At 43.0% G+C, this 19,935-nt stretch carries 10 protein-coding genes and 3 pseudogenes; 9 read left to right on the forward strand and 4 right to left on the reverse strand.

Annotation, left to right across the window (positions count from 1 at the left end):
* Positions 1 to 1,068 precede the first annotated feature (1,068 nt).
* Together tsaE and V7K97_RS19275 are read right to left on the reverse strand one after the other, a co-directional pair.
* Positions 1,069 to 1,578 (reverse strand): tRNA (adenosine(37)-N6)-threonylcarbamoyltransferase complex ATPase subunit type 1 TsaE, encoded by a 510-nt coding sequence (gene tsaE / locus V7K97_RS19270; RefSeq protein WP_334802607.1) that lies wholly within the window; start codon positions 1,576 to 1,578, stop codon positions 1,069 to 1,071.
* Between the two features lie 47 nt (positions 1,579 to 1,625).
* The gene (locus V7K97_RS19275) at positions 1,626 to 3,038 is read right to left on the reverse strand and encodes a gluconeogenesis factor YvcK family protein (RefSeq protein ID WP_334802608.1); all 1,413 of its coding nucleotides are present in this window, start codon (positions 3,036 to 3,038) and stop codon (positions 1,626 to 1,628) included.
* 167 nt (positions 3,039 to 3,205) lie between these two features.
* Here V7K97_RS19275 and ruvC point away from each other — a divergent pair, with 167 nt between their 5' ends.
* Positions 3,206 to 3,697 carry a crossover junction endodeoxyribonuclease RuvC gene (gene ruvC, locus V7K97_RS19280; RefSeq protein ID WP_334802658.1) on the forward strand — a complete coding sequence of 164 codons (492 nt, stop codon included), beginning with the start codon at positions 3,206 to 3,208 and terminating at the stop codon, positions 3,695 to 3,697.
* Between the two features lie 508 nt (positions 3,698 to 4,205).
* Positions 4,206 to 4,340 (forward strand): annotated as a pseudogene (locus V7K97_RS32120) (IS982 family transposase); the annotation flags it as partial.
* A gap of 59 nt (positions 4,341 to 4,399) precedes the next feature.
* On the opposite strand, the pseudogene V7K97_RS32125 reads toward V7K97_RS32120, so the two are convergent.
* Positions 4,400 to 4,753 (reverse strand): annotated as a pseudogene (locus V7K97_RS32125) (protein kinase); the annotation flags it as partial.
* 71 nt (positions 4,754 to 4,824) lie between these two features.
* On the reverse strand, positions 4,825 to 7,833 hold the full coding sequence (locus V7K97_RS19290) for a CHAT domain-containing protein (RefSeq protein ID WP_334802609.1): 3,009 nt from the start codon (positions 7,831 to 7,833) through the stop codon (positions 4,825 to 4,827).
* Positions 7,834 to 7,960: 127 nt separating this feature from the next.
* Between V7K97_RS19290 and V7K97_RS19295 the strand changes: the two genes are divergently transcribed.
* The 7 genes and pseudogenes from V7K97_RS19295 to V7K97_RS19325 all read left to right on the forward strand — a co-directional run.
* Entirely contained in the window at positions 7,961 to 10,264 is a 2,304-nt protein-coding gene (locus tag V7K97_RS19295) for a caspase family protein (protein ID WP_334802610.1), read from the forward strand.
* A 433-nt stretch (positions 10,265 to 10,697) separates the two neighbouring features.
* Complete coding sequence (locus V7K97_RS19300) at positions 10,698 to 13,490, forward strand: CHAT domain-containing protein (protein WP_334802611.1); 2,793 nt, start codon at positions 10,698 to 10,700, stop codon at positions 13,488 to 13,490.
* A 3-nt stretch (positions 13,491 to 13,493) separates the two neighbouring features.
* On the forward strand, positions 13,494 to 13,976 hold the full coding sequence (locus V7K97_RS19305) for a hypothetical protein (RefSeq protein WP_334802612.1): 483 nt from the start codon (positions 13,494 to 13,496) through the stop codon (positions 13,974 to 13,976).
* Between the two features lie 93 nt (positions 13,977 to 14,069).
* On the forward strand, positions 14,070 to 14,936 hold the full coding sequence (locus V7K97_RS19310; protein ID WP_334802613.1) for a tetratricopeptide repeat protein: 867 nt from the start codon (positions 14,070 to 14,072) through the stop codon (positions 14,934 to 14,936).
* Positions 14,933 to 16,126: a tetratricopeptide repeat protein gene (locus V7K97_RS19315; RefSeq protein WP_334802614.1), complete on the forward strand. Its 1,194-nt coding sequence runs from the start codon at positions 14,933 to 14,935 to the stop codon at positions 16,124 to 16,126. Before V7K97_RS19310 ends, V7K97_RS19315 begins: the two co-directional genes overlap by 4 nt.
* Positions 16,127 to 16,885: 759 nt before the next feature.
* Entirely contained in the window at positions 16,886 to 17,599 is a 714-nt protein-coding gene (locus V7K97_RS19320) for a conjugal transfer protein TrbI (RefSeq protein ID WP_334802615.1), read from the forward strand.
* 1,679 nt (positions 17,600 to 19,278) lie between these two features.
* Positions 19,279 to 19,923, forward strand: a pseudogene (locus V7K97_RS19325) (S-layer homology domain-containing protein); the annotation flags it as partial.
* Positions 19,924 to 19,935: the final 12 nt, after the last annotated feature.

Here is a 19,935-nt window from a genome sequence, read left to right on the forward strand (position 1 = left end):
ATTTATTTCTTGGAAATCCCTAAAGTCTCGTATAGCCGCGTTCGCCGAGGCATCATTGCATTCGGTAGGGTAGGCGTGTTTTTGCACTTATTTAATGCTCACCTCCTAGTGTATCCACGTAGGCATATTCAGGTCAACTATAGCGGTTCTCGCTTGGATGCAATACAGTTTGACCTCTCTCCAAACCTCTCTCCTAAAAGGAGAGAGGCTTTGAATATTACTCCCCAACGCTACAAGGGAAGGGGCTGGGGGTTAGGTCTGTATTGCATGCACTCAACTGAGAACCGCTATAATTTCGGATAAAACATCTCGTATTTCTACGATAACTTCTGTATAAATACGAGATGTTTTAGTTAATATATTCTTGACTTAAGTGCTAATTACAGATGTGAATATTAGAATTTGTTGCTAGTTAAAATTATTAGAACTAATTTAATCCAACTATAAACTAGTTTATTTTTTTGTATCGATTGTGAACCTAACTTGGGAATACTAAGCGTAAGTAAAGTTAGACAAAATATACACAAGTTGATTATTGCTTAACTTTTCTCTACTAGCTTTCGCTACTAAATAATCCAAATTGCTTCTCTCAATGATATTAGGAAACTAATCTGGTTCACCGAAGCTGACTAAGTTTTGTAAAAACTCTCATTTAACCCAACAACAGTTTATTTAAATTTGCTTGATTCGGACTGTAAATCAGTTTTTAAGGATAAGGGTATGGGGAGACAAGGGGAAGTTGTCTCAATACTGGCTTTTCACGGTATCTGGAAAACCTCTCTCTAAATCTCGTGCATCTGGCTTGTGTTTTAGGTGGGGTATTAATCCCCATCTGATTTCTCCCGTTGTCCCTTTGTCTCTTTTTTTAAGAGGGGTGAAGGCAAAACTCAACCTATTTGTGCCTCTGTTTTTAGCTTTAACTGAACCCTATTGCAATATATCTGCTGTTGAACAGTTCTTTCGTTTATTTTTGGCTGAGATAACAATGTTAGTGACTTATAGTGGCGAGCGTGGTAGTGGCAGATAGGACGAGCGTGGAGTTCTCCCTCGGCTATTTGCAGAAATTTTTTAATGTTGCGACGGGAAAAGTGAAATCCCTTGTACTTCAGTCGGGAGATGAGCTGAAATCGCGGTAATGACTTTGCTAATGACGCAATTGAATGGTATGAGTTCGACTTGACGAGTGCCCTCATGCCCATAAGTCAAACTCACACTCAGATAACTATCTGGCTTGTAGGGTAAACGTTCTGCCCATTCAACTGCCACAATTCCTGGTATGACTTCAACAGCTTCCCAGTAACTTTCTAAATTCAGGGCTGCAACTTCTTGTGGTTCTAAGCGATATAAATCTAGATGGTAAAGGGGGAGGCGTCCTTCCGTGTACTCATTAATCAGCGTGAAAGTTGGACTGACAATGGGTTCAGCAATTGCCAAACCTTTGCCAATGCCTTGAACGAGGGTAGTTTTACCAGCGCCTAAATCACCTTCTAGTAAAATTACACTGCCAGGGGTCAGAGATTCACCAAGAGTAATACCTAAGCGTAGCGTCGCCTCTGTATCTGCAAGAAAAATTTTCATAATTAATCATTAGTCATTGGTCATTAGTCAAAACAAAGGACAAATGACTAATTTTCATTTTCCTTAATTTTGAATTTTGAATTTTGAATTCCCCGAAGGGGCTGACCTCTACCGTACCACCGCAATAACACTCGTGCTAGTTTCTGCGGATTATGACGCACAAAACCCGTTTCATCTTCATACAAAACATTAGCTGGAACAATCCTTCGCCCTAGCTGAGTTACGGCTTCTCTATCCAGGAAAACGGGATGGGAATTTTGTTGGGCGTAGCGGATGAGTGATTGCTCGGAGGGAGATTTTTTGTGTATTAGTACAGCATCGAATAGCCGTCTTTGTCCACAAGCAGCATCAATTGCTCTAATGTGGTCGGCAACAGTGTAGCCTTCAGTTTCTCCTGGTTGAGTCATTATATTGCAGATATAAATACGAGGCACATCTGTTTGAGCGATCGCATCGGCAATTTCTGGTACTAATAAATTAGGAATCAGGCTGGTATAAAGGCTACCTGGGCCAATAATAATGTAATCAGCTTCTTTAAGTGCCTTAATAGCTGCTGGCACCGCCGGAGGATTAGCTGGAATGCAGCCAATTTTGACAATTTTACCGCCAGCTTTGGGAATGCTAGACTCCCCATCAATGCGGCGGCCATCAGCCAATTCTGCCCAGAGGCGAACATCACTGAGAGTTGCTGGTAGTACTTGTCCCCGTACCGCTAGCACTTTGGAACTCGCTGCAACTGCTTGTTCTAAATCTCCAGTAATATCACTCATTGCCGTTAAAAACAAATTGCCAAAGCTATGACCCGTTAACCCATCTCCAGCCCGAAAACGGTATTGAAACAATTCTGTTAATAATTTTTCTTCATCGGCTAGTGCAGCCAAACAATTGCGAATATCCCCTGGTGGTAGCACTCCAAACTCTTGACGCAACCGCCCAGAAGATCCGCCATCATCGGCAACAGTGACGATGGCGGTAATATTAGCGCTGTAGGTTTTCAGTCCCCTCAACAACGTAGAAAGTCCTGTACCACCACCAATTACCACTATTTTCGGGCCTCGATACAATCGACGATAGGCCAGCAAGACATCAATGAGTTCTTCTCCGCCTTCTGCTCTTAGTACCTTAGTAATTGAGCCGACGGTGCGAGTTTGCCCCCAAAGCACTAACAGCAAACCGCCGAGCAATACCAAAGGGCCGCTGATATAGTTGGGTAAGATATCGGTAATTACTCCTAGGAAACCCCTAAGCAACTCGATTATCCAAAAAATGGGGGTTAGCTTAATCCAGATAGCTAACCCCAAACTTGCCAGTAGTACACCCCCAACGCTGATCAACAACCAACGTTTTACCGATATTCCCGGCGATAACCATTTGAACCACTGGTTAACCCGATGGGAAGTACGAGAGCGCGACTGCTTTTGCAGGGCGTTGAGGGCTTGTCTGAGAAAACCAATTGACATACCTGATTCGGAGCAGTGCTACAAAGAATAATTAACTGAAAATCTACACCACTTGGTTTAAAACACGAGGCGTGAAACTATTATATTTTTCAATCCCATTAAGCAAGTGGTCAAAATTGCCAGTATTCCTAGTTAAACAATATTCTGGCTTGGTAAAAGTGAATTTAATGGAAAAACGAATTTTAGGATTAGATCCAGGACTGGCAATTTTAGGATTTGGGGCAATTAGCTGTATACAAACTCCTAACAAGGTGTCAGAGACTACAGTAAATATGCTGGATTTCGGGGTAATTAAAACGTCGGCAGATGTAGAAATGGCACAGCGCCTATGTACCCTATTCGATGATTTACACACCCTGATGGAAGAATTTCAACCAGATTTGGTTGCGATCGAGAAACTATTCTTCTATCGTATGTCAAGTACAATCCTGGTCGCACAGGCGCGGGGTATAGTTATTTTAGTGTTGGGTCAGCGTCGTCTTCCTTATGTAGAGTTTACTCCTGCTCAAATTAAACAAGCTTTAACAGGGTATGGCAATGCCGATAAGTCGGAAGTGCAAGAGGCGGTGGCGCGGGAGTTGGATTTAGATGATATTCCTAAGCCAGATGACGCTGCGGATGCTTTGGCGGTGGCTTTGACCGCTTCTTATCAGCTTTAAGTTGTAAAAAGAGAATAAAGTTGGAAACTGAATAATAAATGTGGAAACTAGAGAATAAAGTTGGAAACCAACTGGCACAGATGGGAACTTGGCTCAAGAAATCAGAATTTTAGAACTTATGTAAAATTCTGATTTCAAGTAAATAGGTAGGCACGATAAAACCGATATATGTTTAGTTTTGTCAAAACTGTGAAATAAGGAATTTCTAAGGTATTGCCTAAATTTATATTTCGTTACATACTTAGAATTCTCCCACACACTTACTTAGTAGCTATTATTGAATAACAATTAATTACCCACTCTACCTATGCCCAATAAATTAACGTCAGTTCGACGGTTAAAAAAAGGCAAAAAGCTTGCTAGATATGAAGCATAAGAAACTGAGCAGGTATTGCGATGGCGCGAAGCGCCTGCCGGAGGCGATCGCTAAGATTGATTGAGAATCAGCAAAAAAGCCACAAAAAAACACCGAGACTAAAAATATCTTAGAAAAATCAACGTCTCGGCTATGTCTACCATTGTATCTCGCCTCGACATCACGCAAATCTTCTGTGACGTGGATGATTTCTGCAAGCAGTGGGAAGGCTTTTGGCAACAATTACCACAGCTACCATCGAGAATCGGAGAGCGTTGCAGTAAGTCCCCAAAATCAGTCAATTTTACCTGGTCGCCAGAAACAAGAATATTTTGGGGTTTAATGTCACCGTGGGACATTCCGAGTTGGTGAAGATGCTGTACTCCCATTAAAACTTGCTGGTAAATATCAAGGACTCGCTTGTAACTAGCGACAAATCCTTGTTTTCCTTGATCAAGCAGTTGAGAAAGAGTCAGGCTGGGGAAATACTCCATTTCAATGGCATACCATTCGCGCTCTGGCGGAATTCGTCCCATCCAAAACACTTTAATAACGTTGGGATGAGTTTCTGCACCCACCAATGCTGAACCCTCGGCAAGGTCTTCATTTTTTGCCCCCTGTTCTTTGGGAATTTTGACCGCAACAATTTGATCGTAACTTAAAGGGTTTAAGACCCCTACTAGATGTAGCGCCCATTTCAGTCGGGGTTTAAATCCCCGTCTGAAATGTCTTTAATTTTGAATTTTGAATTTTGAATTTTGAATTGTTTACTCTACCATCCATTACCAATGAGGATGAACGGTGCCCAGTAGTAGGGGTGGCTAAGATTACGGGAAATAGATTGTTCACCATGTCCCAATTTATAATTAACGCTACTCCGGTTGCTGTCGCTGCCTTGGCTGTTGCTTTTGAGCATAGTGAGTTGCGCTTGGCGCAGAGCTTCTGTTTTGGTCATCTGACCTGTAGAAAGATTCTGGTAAAATTGCTGCATTAATTGGCTGGTGCTGGCATCGTTGACGAGCCAGAGTGAAGCAATCACCGCCTTCGCACCGTTAGTAAGAAAGTAAAAACTCATACCAGACATTTCCAAGCCATCAGCATTTTCTCCACCCAAAGCGGTTTCGCAGGCGGAAAGCACTACTAAATGGGTATCTGACATATAGTTGCCTAATGTTTGAATTTTATCAACGGTTAATGGCTCACCGCTACCAGAAAGGAGGTAAGAATTTTCTGGACGACCAGATTCAAATTTCCCGTGGGTAGCTAGATGCAATATCTTATTACCTGTGAGATTGTCGCGCAAAGAACTAAAAGTAAATTTTTCATTGAGGAACTCTGAGCCGGGAAAAATGCCTTGTTGTGCTTTTCCCGACTGCTGAATGATTGTGGCTAATTCATTGGGGACATTTGATAAAGCATTAAACCCAGGAAAGGCTTTAGAGACTCCCATTGCTAAGACGCGAATCTCTTGCTTGTTGTGTGGTAAGCGCTCTTTGACATCTGTTAAGCCTGCATTCAGAATTGTGGAAACGCTATAACGCTCTATTAAATATTGTTGCCCATCGAATAGGGCTGCCATTGGGATGTAACGGGTGGAACGGTCAAGGGAAAATACTAAATGGTGGACATTTTTATCTTTAATTTCTTTTTCTAAGGGTTGGAGCAGCCAGTTATATAATTGTTTACTTGTGGTTTTGATCTCTGTCAAATCTTCAGGGCTGGACAGTTGGGTTCTAAATTGGTTTACCGTTTTCCAGAGTTGCAGTTGGTTGACTGATGTTTCAAAGCTGCGGAAAACCACGCCCTTTTCTCCGGCTCTACTAGCCAGGAGAATCCGAATTTTGTCTTTCAAAACCAGGGGATAAATTAGGACTGTACCTGGTTCAGCCGTGACAATTTTGGCAGCAGTACTGCGGAGTTGTTCGGGTTCAAGGAGTGCGGGGTCTTTGGCCAGTCGGTCTTGCAGGGTTTTACGAAAGGCATTAGTGTCTTGCTGGAATTTTTGGGTTAAGACATCAAGTTGATCTCGTAGTTGGCTGAGGGTGCTACATTTTTTCTGCTCGCATTCATAAACCTGTTGTCCAAAGACGATGAGGGTGCCATATTTGTTGAGGATTTCTTCTTCGATGCGGGCTAAAGCAATTCCAGAGGTTTCGCCACCTGCTCTAGCATTGCGGGTAAAGTCGCGCAATTCTTGAATTTTTAATAGTTCTACAACTTGTTGGGCTTCTAGTAGTCTTCCTTGGGAGAGCAACAGGTCAGCTAGACGGCGATAGGTATCTGCTACGGTTTGAGTATATGACTCTTGTTGCTCACGGGGTAATGTGCGAATGTCGTTGCGGATGCTCTCTCGCACATTGACTGATTGCTTGTAAAAGACAATGGCTAATTCTGATTGCTGCTGTTTTTCTAGTGACCAGGCAATATTACTGAGAGCTATAGCCTCGCTTTGGCGGTCTTTAATTTCTTGGGCGATCGCTAAGTCTTGCTGATGATACTCAATGGCTTTGGTATAGTTGCCCAAATATAGGTAAGCAAGTCCGAGATTGCCCAGAGCGCCTCCCTCGCCTTGACGGTCTTTGATTTCTCGGGCGATCGCTAACCATTGTTGTTCATACTCAATAGCTTTGGCATAGTTGCCCAAATATAGGTAAGCAAGCCCCAGACTGCCCAGAGCCTTACCCTCGCTTTGGCGGTCTTTGATTTCTCGGGCGATCGCTAACCATTGCTGTTCATACTCAATAGCTTTGGCATAGTTGCCCAAATATAGGTAAGCAAGCCCCAGACTGCCCAGAGCCTTACCCTCGCTTTCGCGGTCTTTGATTTCTTGAGCGATCTCTAATACTTGCTGATAATACTCAATAGCTTTGGCATAGTTGCCCAAATTTTTGTAAGCAAGTCCCAGATTGCCCAGAGCCATACCCTCGCTTTCGCGGTCTTTGATTTCTCGCGCTATTTCTAAGAATTGCTGTTCATACTCAATAGCTTTGGCATAGTTGCCCAAATTTTCGTAAGCATTTCCCAGATTGCCCAGAGCTTTACCCTCGCTTTCGCGGTCTTTGATTTCTCGCGCTATTTCTAAGAATTGCTGTTCATACTCAATAGCTTTGGCATAGTTGCCCAAATTTTTGTAAGCAAGTCCCAGACTGCCCAGAGCCATACCCTCGCTTTCGCGGTCTTTGATTTCTCGCGCTATTTCTAAGAATTGCTGTTCATACTCAATAGCTTTAGCATAGTTGCCCAAATTTTCGTAAGCATTTCCCAGATTGCCCAGAGCTTTACCCTCGCTTTCGCGGTCTTTGATTTCTCGGGCGATCGCTAAATCTTGTTGTTCATACTCAATAGCTTTGGCATAGTTGCCCAAACTGTTGTAAGCAACTCCCAGATTGCCCAGAGCGGCTCCCTCGCTTTGGCGGTCTTTGATTTCTCGCGCGATCGCTAAATCTTGTTGTTCATACTCAATGGCTTTGGCATAGTTGCCCAAAGACAAGTAAGCAATTCCGAGATTGCCCAGAGCTTTACCCTCGCCTTGGCGGTCTTTGATTTGTTGATAAAGTTTTAGTGCTTGTTGCCAAGACTGAAGCGCTGCCCCAAATTGACTTGTATTAAGCTGTTGAATTCCTTGATCTAAAAGTTTGTCTGCTTCTGCTTTGGGGTCTTGGCTAGTCTGTGCTTGTGCTGAGGTAGAGAGTATGTAACTGGGAATGGGCAGCAGGTAGGGAAAAAGCACCAGTAGCAGAGGTGGCGTGATCCAGCTAACTAATCTGAGGTGCAGGGACATTACAGTTAAAATTGGGGAGATTACTGAAGATTTTACCTAATGCATGCCAGGCTTGAGACTAAAGAGCATGGCAATCTGTATTTTGAGATACTGTTTAATCCTTAATTCAGGTTTGAGAGAGTGAAGTATGTCTTCCATTAAGCGTCGTCAGTTTCTACAATCGCTCGGTGCATCCCTAACAGTTCTGGGCATCAATCAACTGGGTATGCAGCAAGCGGCTTGGAATTACGGCGAGGTTCTCGCACAGGATACACACCGGAAACGGGCGCTGTTAGTGGGCATTAATGACTACCCTGGAACTAGTGCCCAAGATTTAAAGACACAAGGATTGTGGTATCAGTTAAAGGGGGCAGTAAATGATGTGTATCTTCAGCGAGAACTGTTGATTCATCGCTTTGGGTTTCATCCAGATGATGTTCTAGTGTTGAGCGATGGCCAAGCAAAGCGTCAAAATATTCTAGATAAATTTGAGCAGCACCTAATTCAATGGGTCAAGTCCCCAGATGATGTAGTAGTCTTTCACTACTCAGGACATGGCTCGAATGTGATTGACCCGAATCAAGTATTCACAGATAAGCTCAACGGAACCATTGTCCCAGTTGACGCAGATTTACCTGATGGCTATCCCCAAAAAGGTGGGGAAGTTAATGATATTACAGCAGGTACAATCTTTCTGCTGCGGGAAGCACTTGGGCGCAAAACTAAAAATGTGACATTCATTCTGGATAGTTGCTACTCTGGTGGTGGAGTGCGTGGGAATTTGATTATTAGGTCACGTCCCGGTCATGTAGAATTGCGAGGCGACGACAGAATCACACAATTAGCAGCTAGTCAAGAAGAATTGGCATATCAGCAGCGCTGGCTGACTGACTTGAAGCTGTCTCAGGCAGAATGGATTGAGCAACGTAAAAAAAATATTGTTAACGGTGCAGCTATTTTCGCCGCCCAGCGCAATCAGCAAGCGGCTGATGCAGCATTTGCTCCTGATGTTCATGCAGGTGTGTTTACATATTCGTTGACTCGACAGCTTTGGCAGCAAACGAGCAATCAGGCGATGGGTAAAGTAGTTATAGCTGCTGCCGCGAAAACTGAGCAATTTCTGAAAACTGTGCAAAATTCGCGTGTGCAGAATCCAGATATTGAGGTAAAGTCTGGTAGCACTGACGATCAGCAGCAGATGTATTTTGCCCCGATGCAGAAACCAGCAGCAGAGGCAGTAATTACAGAAGTCACAGGAAATGCTGTGAAACTGCTGCTAACTGGTGCAGAACCGCAAGTTTTGGAAGCCTTGGGTAAGGGAGCAATATTTACTGTTGTGGACGATCGCGGACAAGTACAAGGGACTGTAAAAATAGAGTCACGCGATCGCCTGAATGCAACTGGTTTACTTCAAACTAATTCAACGGTCAAAATTACTCCGGGAACTGCCTTGCAAGAACAAATCCGAGCAGTTCCTAGCAATCTCAAATTACGGATTGGGTTAGATAAATCACTCAACAGTGAAGCTGCAAAACAGGCATTGCGATCGCTCCCACGAATTGAAGTAGTACCTTTACTAGAGCAGGAAGTACATTACATCTTGGGTAGAATGCTACCAGCCTACCGCCAAGATTTGGAGAAAAGAGCGATCGCAGATTTGCCACCTGTAAATAGTGTTGGTTTATTCTCGGTGGGATTTGAGCTAATTCCTGGTTCATTTGGAGCAACAGATGAAAATATTAATGAAGCAGTCAATCGGCTACAGACGAAATTTAAGTTATTGTTAGCAGCCCGACTGATCAAACTAACACTCAATACCAGTTCATCTCGGTTAAACATTGTTGCTAGTCTTGCGGGTGCAAATACACAGTCTTTGCTAGCACAGTCGTTTACAGTCCGTGGGGGTAAAAGCCGATCTCCAAGAATTCTGCCAACGGTAAAATCTCAAACTCAGTCGATTGCTCAAATTGAGGTTGGCAAACCCGTACAAATCTCTGTGGAAAACCGAGAAAGCCGTGATTTGCATATAGGAGTATTAATCTTTAGTCCTGATGGGGATATTGATATTTTGTTTCCCTTGAGTGATGGCAAGAATGCTGCACTTGTTTCGGCAGGGGAGACACTTCAAATCCCAAGTGAAGCAGAAATGAAAACAGGAGGAAAGCTGTCTTTTGGTAAACCCTTGGGGATTGTAGAGGTGTTGATTGTGGCCAGTATAACACCAATTGACAAAGCTTTGAAACCGCTACAGGCATTGATAATGGAAAAAAGGAGCGAAAAAAGAAGTAGTAGTCAGGTGGCTGAAAAAGCAGAAGATGCGATCGCTAGTTTACTAGATGATCTTGCTGGAGGGACTCGTGGTGAAACAAAAACAGATATTCGCCTGTTTGATACTCAACAGATGGCGGCGTTATCTATTACGTTTGCGATCGTTGACAAACCAAGGAATTAAATAATAATCCAAGAGGAACGTAGATGCAAAAAGGCTTATCGCAGGTTAACCCAACATCCAAAAATCCTCATTAATGAGTCTTTGATACTCGCGAACGAGTCTTTGATACTCATTAATCAGCGATCAAAACCGATTGAAAGGACTAGTACAACACGGCGTAAATCAACCACCTATTCCAAATCAACGAAACTCTTACGCTGTATTCATTTTGAATTTTGAATTTTGAATTCCGCCTTGCGGTACTAGTATCACAAGGCGGAAGTCAAAAGTTAAAAGGATTTGTACAGAAATTACGCAAAAATTGTCAAAAAACCTACAGTATGCAGCCCTGTTACTTTCATCGTCAAGAATTAAGCAGTATCTCAACCTGATGATTGCTAATTGCGATATGCTAAAAACAAAATATTCAGTAATTTCCCCAGTTTAAATTGTAATGTCCTTGCGAGTCAGACTAGTAAGGTTGCTCACACCGCTGTTGTTAGTGCTGATTCCCTCACTGCTACCGATTCACAGTGAGCTTCTCTCTATTACAGCACAAGCACAGACCAGCCAAGACCCCAAAGTAGAAGCAGACAGGCTTTTGGAGCAAGGAATTCAGCAACTGCGACGCAGCCGATATCGAGATGCGATCCAGTCTTTGCAACAGGCATTAGCGATTTATCAAAAACTTAGAGATCGCAATGGCGAATCCGCCTCGCTGGCTAATCTGGGTAATGCTTACAAATCACTAGGGCAATATGCCTTGGCGATAGAGTTCTACCAGCAGTCTCTGGTTATTAAACACGATATCGGCGATCGCAATGGCGAATCCGGCTTGCTGATAGGTCTGGGCAGTGCTTACAATTCCCTAGGGCAACATACCAAGGCGATAGAGTTCTACCAGCAGTCTCTGGTTATTAAACGCGATATCGGCGATCGCCAAGGCAAATCCGCCTTGCTGAATAATCTGGGCAATGCTTACTATTCACTAGGGCAATATGCCTTGGCGATAGACTTCTTGCAGCAATCTCTGGTTATTAAACGCGATATCGGCGATCGCAATGGCGAATCCAACTCACTGGCTAATCTGGGCAATGCTTACGATTCCATAGGGCAACATGCCTTGGCGATAGAGTTCTACCAGCAGTCTCTGATTATTAAACGCGATATCAGCGATCGCAATGGTGAAGCCCTTTCCCTAATGAATCTGGGCATTGCTTATGGGTCAATGAGGCAATACCCAAAGGCAATTGAGTTCTATCAACAGTCTTTGAGGATTCAGCGCAACATCGGCGATCGCAATGGTGAAGCCCGTTCTCTGGGGAATCTGGGCAATGCTTACCTTGGTCTGGGGCAATACCCAAAGGCAATTGAGTTCTATCAGCAGTCTTTGAGGATTCAGCGCGACATCGGCGATCGCAATGGTGAAGCTTTTTCGCTGATGAGTCTAGGCGATCCTTACAGTTTGCGAGGGGAATATGCCAAAGCCATAGATTTCTATCAACAGTCTCTAAGCATTTTTCGCGATATCGGCGATCGCGAAAGCGAAGGGCTTACTCTAGCTAACATTGGCTCAACACTAGAAAAACAGAACCAATCAGAATTAGCCATTGTCTTCTACAAACAATCGGTGAATGTGCGAGAAGATATCCGTCAGGACTTACGAAAGTTATCCCGCGAACAGCAGGCATCCTACACTAAAAATATTGCTGCTGACAGCTATCGCAGTCTAGCATCACTCCTACTTCAAAATAATCGGGTAATGGAAGCTTTGCAAGTCCTAGATTTGCTTAAAGTTCAAGAACTTCAAGACTTTCTACGCAACGTGCAAGGTAACGAAAGAACTGTAAAGGGAATTGAAATATTACCCCAAGAGCGAAAAATCTTACAAGATTACACAGCGATTCAAACTCCAGCCATCCACCTTAATGCTGAATTAGCCGACCTCCACCAACTGCAAACTCGCACTCCTACTCAACAGCAGCGCATTCAGGAAGTTGAAAAAATCCAGGCGCAAACTAACCAAAAGATGAGCGAGTTTCTCAAAAGTCCTGCTGTGGTAGCTTTATCGCAACAAATACAACAAACTGCCCCACAGCAAAATCTTACTTTACCCGCTTATCAAGACCTGCAAACCCGATTGCAACGATTAGGAAAACGCATCGCCCTATTCTATACCCTGGTTTTAGACGATCGCCTGGAATTAGTGCTGTTACCCCCTGGTAAGCCGCCAATCCATCGTTCGGTGGCAATAAAGCGGATGGAACTAGAAAAAATGATTGCAACTTTCCGTCAAGATTTACAAAATCCCGACTCTGAGGTTAAGCAATCTTCCCAAAAGCTTTATCACCAATTGATTAAGCCAATTGAAACCGACCTCAAACAGGCAGATGTGCAGACACTTATCTATGCTCCTGACGGTCAAATGCGTTACATTCCCCTGGCTGCACTCTATGACGGTAAGCAATGGCTGACCGAACGCTATCAAATCAACTACCTCACTGCTTTAGCACTGACTAAACTTGAGCCGGAATCTACTAACGCTCCTCGTGTTTTGGCAGGAGCATTTACACAAGGTAGCTACAGTGTTCAGGTAGCAGGGCAAACCTACGACTTCCAAGGATTGCGCTTTGCTAAGAGCGAAATTGAGGGATTAGGTGCAGCAATTCCTAACACTACCAAACTGTTTGACAAAGCTTTTAACCGGGATGCCATCTTATCCCAAATTAAAAACTACAGCATTGTTCACATGGCAACCCATGCTGTTTTCGTTAAAGGTGCGCCGGAAGATTCTTTTATCCTCATGGGTGACGGTAATCGAATTAACCTCAAAGAAATTGAAGAGTGGAAATTGCCCGATGTTACCCTGATGGTACTGAGCGCCTGCCAAACTGCGCTGGGTGGGGAATTGGGTAATGGTGTGGAAATACTGGGGTTTGGCTACCAATTCCAGCGTACAGGAGTTAGAGCTTCTATTGCTTCTCTGTGGGAAGTCAATGATGGTGGTACTCAAACTTTGATGGATATTTTATATGCGCTGCTTAAAACAGGCACAATAACTAAAGCTGAAGCCATCCGCGAGGCACAGATTGCCCTAATTACAGGTAAAAACCAAAGCAGCGATGGCAAAGACCGAAGTAGTGTGAGATTGACACCAGGAAATAGCGGACAATCTGCACCCATTTCTCGCAATCTCAGCCATCCCTACTACTGGGCACCGTTCATCCTCATTGGTAATGGGTTGTAGATTATGCCCGAATCAAACATCTCTCCAACAACCCTAGAACAGGCAATTGAACAATATGCTACTGTTTTACAAAAATTGCTGCAAGCGACAAAGCCAGCAACACCATCTGCTGTCACTCCGCCTAAATCTGAGAATACCGAACAGCCTGCTGATACCAAGTTACATTCCACTGTAGAAGCTAAGACACCAAACACAGGTAATTCATCAGATGTGGTATCCTCAATAACACCTGTAAATATAACTGTCGCTGAGAATCAATCTATTCCTGCTCTTGTTTTGGAAGTACTGACTAAGCGCGATCGCCTACAAGCTGTACTAGAAATCATCAAAACCTCACCAGAATTAGCCCCTCCCTCTGGCGAAAGCTTAGAAAAACTTAGCCACCTTGATGAAACCTTGAGAAAACAAGCAGGAGCGATCGCACCTTTTACTCAATCTGCTGATTGGCGAGCCAGCTTTAGCCCCAAAGAAACCTATTGGTGGTAGTTTCTCAAAGCTCCCACAACACCGTGGAGCGATCGCCTCGATTGGCTATGGAGTGCTGTTTCTGTTACCTTCCTCACTGTTTCCCTCGGCTTAATGGGTGATATTGCCCCCCGCTTCCTCACAGGTAGCCCCGATTCCTTTGGAGCCTTTACAGTCAGCGCCCAAAGCGTTCTCACCCTTTTAGTAGCAGGCGGCGCACTGACAAAAGCTGGACAAGAAGCCCTCAAAAGCTTTCTCAAAGCTATTAATATCCCAGAAAAGTATTGGCATGAGCTAGGTGCATTCGGTTCTTTAATAGTAGTATGTATCTTCTTTAGTCTTCGCCAATCTTTACCACAAATTGGCACACATTTTTATACAAATCCCGGAATTGAAAGCCGTAGAAACGGTGATTGGAGTAGTGCTGAATCACAATTTAAACGAGCAATTCAACTCAATGCCGATGATGCTCAAGCACATTTTCAATTAGGTTTACTTTACGAAGACTTACAACTTATAGATCAAGCTCGTCCCCAATATCAACTAGCTATCCAAGGGGGTATTCCTGCGGCTACCAATAATTTGGCACGACTCAACATTATGAAAAAAGAATATACTGCTGCGGTTTCTTTATTACTCAAAGCATTAGATACAGATAAAAAACAACCCTTGGATACGGAAACTAAATATGCAGTTCTCAAAAATCTTGGTTGGGCAAGATTCAAGCAAGGAAACTACCCAGATGCAGAAGCAAATTTATTACAAGCAATCGACTTAAAATCTCCTACAAAGCTAGAAAATTATGAAATTGCTGCTCCTCATTGCCTCTTAGCACAAGTTATGGAAGCTCAGAAAGATCAAAAAGGCGCGTTGGCACAATGGAAAACTTGCAATCAGTATGCCAATATTACTATTCCTGAACAAGATGAATGGGCTGCGATCGCTCAAAAGCGCTTAACACCCCAGGAGACAGATAAATGATGCATAACGGGAAAACTTCAAAATTCACAGTCTTGGCACTAGCATTGGCAATCATCACCCTGCCATTATCTGCAATTGCCCAAACTGCCCGCATCCAATCTATTGCTGGCAAAGGTAAGGTGAGAGTCCAACGCGAAAAACGAACAGATTGGCTTCCTGTTCGCCCTGCAACGGAGTTATATCAAGGCGATCAAATTTTTCCAGACATTGGAGTTAGAGTTGCTCTCCAATGTCCCGGAGTCAGTAACCCTGTAGTGGTAAGAGCAGGAGTAGTATCAGGTATGGGTTCCCTTTGTATTAACTGGGCAAATGCAGAGTCCAGAGGTTCTCAAGCTGCGGAAACATTGGGTGGAGTTGATGCTTCTATTCCCTATCTAATTACTCCCCGCCATGCTCTATTGCTGAGTGTTACTCCCCTACTCCGCTGGAACCCTGTATCTGGAGTTACAGAATACAGTGTTGAGGTAACAGGGATAAAAGGCTTAATGTGGAAAACTAAAACCAAGGCAAATCAGGTAATCTATGCTGGTAAACCTTTAGAGGCTGGACTATCTTATTCTCTGATTGTACGTACCAATACGGGAAAATCTTCTCAGGAGGATATTGCCCCCAATCGTCAGCAAAAGGCATCTAACCTAGAGTTTCTTATCTTACGTCAATCTGAAGCCGCTTTAGTAAAAGCGCAAGCTGCTAAAGTTTCTCCTACTCCTTTGAGTAGCGAAGCATCTGCTTTAAGTTTGGCGAATTTTTACGGTAACTACGTCTTACCTCAATCTGTTATTTCAGCCTATAAATTGCCTGCCAATACTTTCGAGACATATAGTTTAACTGGTGAAGCGATCGCGATTCTAGAATCTTTAATTCAACAAGGAAAGCAATACCCTCTAATTTACCGTACTCTAGGGGATCTCTACTGGCAAACTGGGCTTGTCCATTTAGCACAAGCCAATTATCTCAAAGCGATCGACTCAGTTCAGGGATTAGAAGATATAGAAGATTGGACACTAGCTCAGTATAGTTTAGGGCAAATATATGCAGCGATTAATTACCCTAAGCAAGCGTTGGAATATTATAGCCAAGCAAGAGTAGGCTATATTTTCCTTGGGGATTCAGGACGTGCAGATGTTCTCCAACGCCGGATAGAAAGACTCAAAAAAACCGCAGTTAATTCAGCAAATGTAAAAAATTAGGTTGGTTTTCAATATTTGCAGCGAAGGCCAGATATAGCGGTTCTCGCTTGGATGCAATACAGTTTGACCTCTCTCCTAAAAGGAGAGAGGCTTTGAATATTACTCCCCAACGCTAGAAGGGAAGGGGCTGGGGGTTAGGTCTGTATTGCAGTCAACTGAGAACCGCTATAGAAGACAAATTGGATTAGAGTTTCCAACTTTATTTTTTCAAGCCTGTTCGATATCAAACGGAAAATCAGCGCTTTTAGCCACTCTGAGTATCCAACTATATTCTTGTTGTATATAAGTGTCTACGCAAACAATAAAGTCCTTTATTAACTTTCACAGAGTAAAAATACTTAAGACACCATTAGTACGAGCGATCGCTTGAAATAAGGGACTTCCAAAAAATAAAATCAGCATTAAAACTATTTTGAATGCTCTAGACAATAGTAGATAATGCTTAAGCAAAAGGCTCCAATATGCCTAGAATCAAAATTGCCTAAATTACTTTATTACTAAGAACTTTGCCATCTCAGTAAAAGCTATAAAACTGTAGGGTGCGTTAGGATGAAATCTGTAACGCACCAAATCCTTACGAATGGTGCGTTACGCTGTGGCTAAGACACCCTACGTATCTTTTTAAAAATCAAATAGTAGTCCTATAATCAATACTTTTATCTTCGGAATACGCTTATAGACAGGTTCAAAAACGGTCAGAAACAAACTCAGTGAATCGCCGTCATTAAATACATCACATACACAAAGGACGACCCTCTGATGACACGCCTACATCAATGGAAATCTGGAACTTCTGCACTTATGGCAATCGCCATTACTACAAGCGTCATTAGCCCTCTATTGGCCTTGGCTCCTGCTAATGCCCAATATAGAATTGGGCAAGACCGAACTGGGCAATACGGAAACGTTACTATTCCTTCTGGGGTTGCTTTTCCTGTTACCTACGAAAAGGAGACAATTACTATTGCTCCTGGAGAAAGTAAATCTCTAACCTTGAGAATAGCCAACGATATTATCGACAGAAATAGAAATGTCTTGATTCCTGCTGGTACGAAAGTAAATGGACGGCTAGAATCTGTTGATTTAGATAATTATTCCAGAAATACAGATCAGAACCAAGGAAAAGGCGTGCGGTTTGTAGCCCAAGAGTTAGAATTTTCTAATGGTCAGCGTCAGTCAATTAATGCAAGTTCTCGGACATATACCACAACTCAAAAAGTTACACAGGGACCCAGCACAAATCAGGTTTTAACTGATGCAGCTATTGGTGGGGGTGCTGGTCTTTTAGGTTCACTACTTACTGGTAATCGCAGAATTGACGATTTAAAACCTGTTCTCGGTGCTGCTGCGGGTGCGGGTGCCAGTGTCCTGTTGCGGAAAAAAGAAGCAAATGTCTTTGTCCTCAGACCTGCACAGGATTTAAAGCTCACACTGAGTTCTAATTTGAATTTAGTACCATCATCCCGCTACTAGATTTAACTCTATTCAAGTTGTGATTAAAATCACCCATGACAGGCGATCGCTACTTTCACTATAGTGTGCGATCGCCTTCATTTTAACCATGAAAAATCTATTTTCCAGCAACTGTTCTATCTCTGTATCGTCTTACTTGGTATCGATATTATTTATTGGAATAATTATTTAATTGCGCTCTGGGGGGAGTTAGAAAAGTCCATTCTATTGTATTCTCTATCCAAAAGAGTATTCAAAATTACGTAATATCCTGATACTTTTATGAAGTAGTGGCGATCAAGGAGCCTTTTCTTGTGTTAATTCAAGGTTTCGGTTTAAGCGCATATCTTGCAATTCCCGTAGTATTAAGTCTTTTAGCTCAGGGAGAAAAAGTAAAAATATCGGTAGTTGAAAACGCCCGTCAGGTATCCACTAACAAAGAAATGATCCTATCTAGCCGCGAGCTAATCAGTGCCAATTCAACACCGAAAACATACTATGTTAGTGGTACTGGAAACGATAGTAATAGCGGACTCTCTACTTCATCCGCTTTTAGGACAATTCAAAAGGCAGCAGACCTTACCAGCCCTGGCGATACAGTATTGATTATGAACGGATTATACACAAACTCACCCAAAGCTGGGAGTGTAGTAAGTATTAAACGTTCTGGAACTGCAAATGCATGGATTAGGTATAAAGCATATCCTGGGAATTCCCCAAAAATTCAGCATAATACATGGAACGGCATCGAGATTTCCAATGGAGCTTCATATATCGAGATCAACGGGCTGGAGGTTATGGGAAACAATGCCAATATAACCCTTGATTATGCCATGAGTCAGAAGACTAACAAACTAAACCCCCTGACGAGCGGAAACTGCATCAGCCTGGATGGACGAAAAAATGGTCATAGTCACCACATACGTATTCTCAACAACAAGGTACACGATTGTGGAGGTGGAGGCATTTCAGCGATTCAATCGGACTATGTGACAGTAGATAATAACGTGGTGTTCAATAATGCTTGGTACAGCGTTTATGGTTGTAGTGGCATTTCGATGTTGAGCAATTGGAATTTTGACAACAACCAGGGATATAAGATGTTTGTCACCAACAACAAGACCTACAACAATCGGATGTACATCCCTTGGATTGCAGTTGGAAAGATCACAGACGGGAATGGGATTATTATCGATAGTTCAAGAAATCAGAACAACCCCGAATTGGGTGCATATAAAGGACGGACTTTAGTTAAAAACAATCTGACGTTTAATAATGGTGGATCGGGTATTCATGCATTTATAAGCGATCATGTTGATATTGTAAATAACACAGCCGTTTTAAATAATCAGAGTCCAGAAATTCCAGGAGGGCAAATATTTGCTCGGATGTCATCTGACGTGAGAATTCTAAACAATATTCTCTATGCTTTTCCTGGTAAGGATGTTAATGATAGCAGTAGAAACCAAAACGTTACTTATGATTATAATATCTACATGAATACTTCTAAGATAAGTGTTAAGGGTCCTCACGATATTGTTGCGGACTCAGAGTTTTTAAGTAAGCATCCCACTCTACAAAAAATATCTGACGATTGGACGCGTCTAGATAAACAAAATCCACCAAGGCGGACTTATGTAGAGCCTAAATTGGCAGCTTTTGCTTGTGGGACAGTGAGTTATACTTTGCAAGAGGAACTCATCAAAGTGGGATGCTCTCAGCAATCTGTAGCTCAAACCGCTCAAACGGCTCAAACTACTCAAACTACTTTCTCTGATGTTTCATCTAACTATTGGGCGGCACAATTTATTCAACAATTGTCACAGCTAGGTGTAATTGTTGGATTTCCTGATGGTAGCTTCCGTCCTGAAGAACCGGTGACACGCGCTCAATTTGCCGCGATGGTAAACAAAGCTTTCCAAAAAGCACAGCAACGGCAGGCGATCAATTTTAGTGATGTGCCCAGCAACTATTGGGCATCGAGTGCCATTGGGCAAGCCTATAGCATTGGTTTCTTATCTGGTTATCCTGGTAATCGCTTTGAGCCTAATCAGGCTATTCCCCGCGAGCAGGTTTTGGTTTCCCTAGCCAACGGTTTGGGATATACTCCTGGCAGCAATACCAAAAGCACTCTGCAACACTTTAACGATGCCTCTAATATCGCTAGCTATGCCCGTAGCCCGATCGCCGCAGCAACTGAAAAGCAAATTGTGGTGAACTATCCTAATGTAAAGTTACTGAATCCAACCGCAAATGCTACTCGCGCCCAGGTAGCAGCTTTTATCTACCAAGCATTGGTTAGTTCTAATCAAGCCTCAGCAATTAACTCGCCTTATGTCGTGTCAAACTTCAGCAAT

Origin of the sequence: Nostoc sp. (assembly GCF_036917815.1) — a bacterium.
In the GTDB taxonomy this organism is placed as follows: Bacteria; Cyanobacteriota; Cyanobacteriia; order Cyanobacteriales; family Nostocaceae; genus Nostoc.

Coding starts and splice junctions, on each gene's coding strand:
- V7K97_RS19300 (WP_334802611.1), top strand. CDS start 10,698: ATGTCCTTGCGAGTCAGACTAGTAAGGTTGCTCACACCGCTGTTGTTA.
- V7K97_RS19320 (WP_334802615.1), top strand. CDS start 16,886: ATGACACGCCTACATCAATGGAAATCTGGAACTTCTGCACTTATGGCA.
- V7K97_RS19315 (WP_334802614.1), top strand. CDS start 14,933: ATGATGCATAACGGGAAAACTTCAAAATTCACAGTCTTGGCACTAGCA.
- V7K97_RS19295 (WP_334802610.1), top strand. CDS start 7,961: ATGTCTTCCATTAAGCGTCGTCAGTTTCTACAATCGCTCGGTGCATCC.
- V7K97_RS19310 (WP_334802613.1), top strand. CDS start 14,070: ATGGGTGATATTGCCCCCCGCTTCCTCACAGGTAGCCCCGATTCCTTT.
- tsaE (WP_334802607.1), bottom strand. CDS start 1,578: ATGAAAATTTTTCTTGCAGATACAGAGGCGACGCTACGCTTAGGTATT.
- V7K97_RS19305 (WP_334802612.1), top strand. CDS start 13,494: ATGCCCGAATCAAACATCTCTCCAACAACCCTAGAACAGGCAATTGAA.
- ruvC (WP_334802658.1), top strand. CDS start 3,206: ATGGAAAAACGAATTTTAGGATTAGATCCAGGACTGGCAATTTTAGGA.
- V7K97_RS19290 (WP_334802609.1), bottom strand. CDS start 7,833: ATGTCCCTGCACCTCAGATTAGTTAGCTGGATCACGCCACCTCTGCTA.
- V7K97_RS19275 (WP_334802608.1), bottom strand. CDS start 3,038: ATGTCAATTGGTTTTCTCAGACAAGCCCTCAACGCCCTGCAAAAGCAG.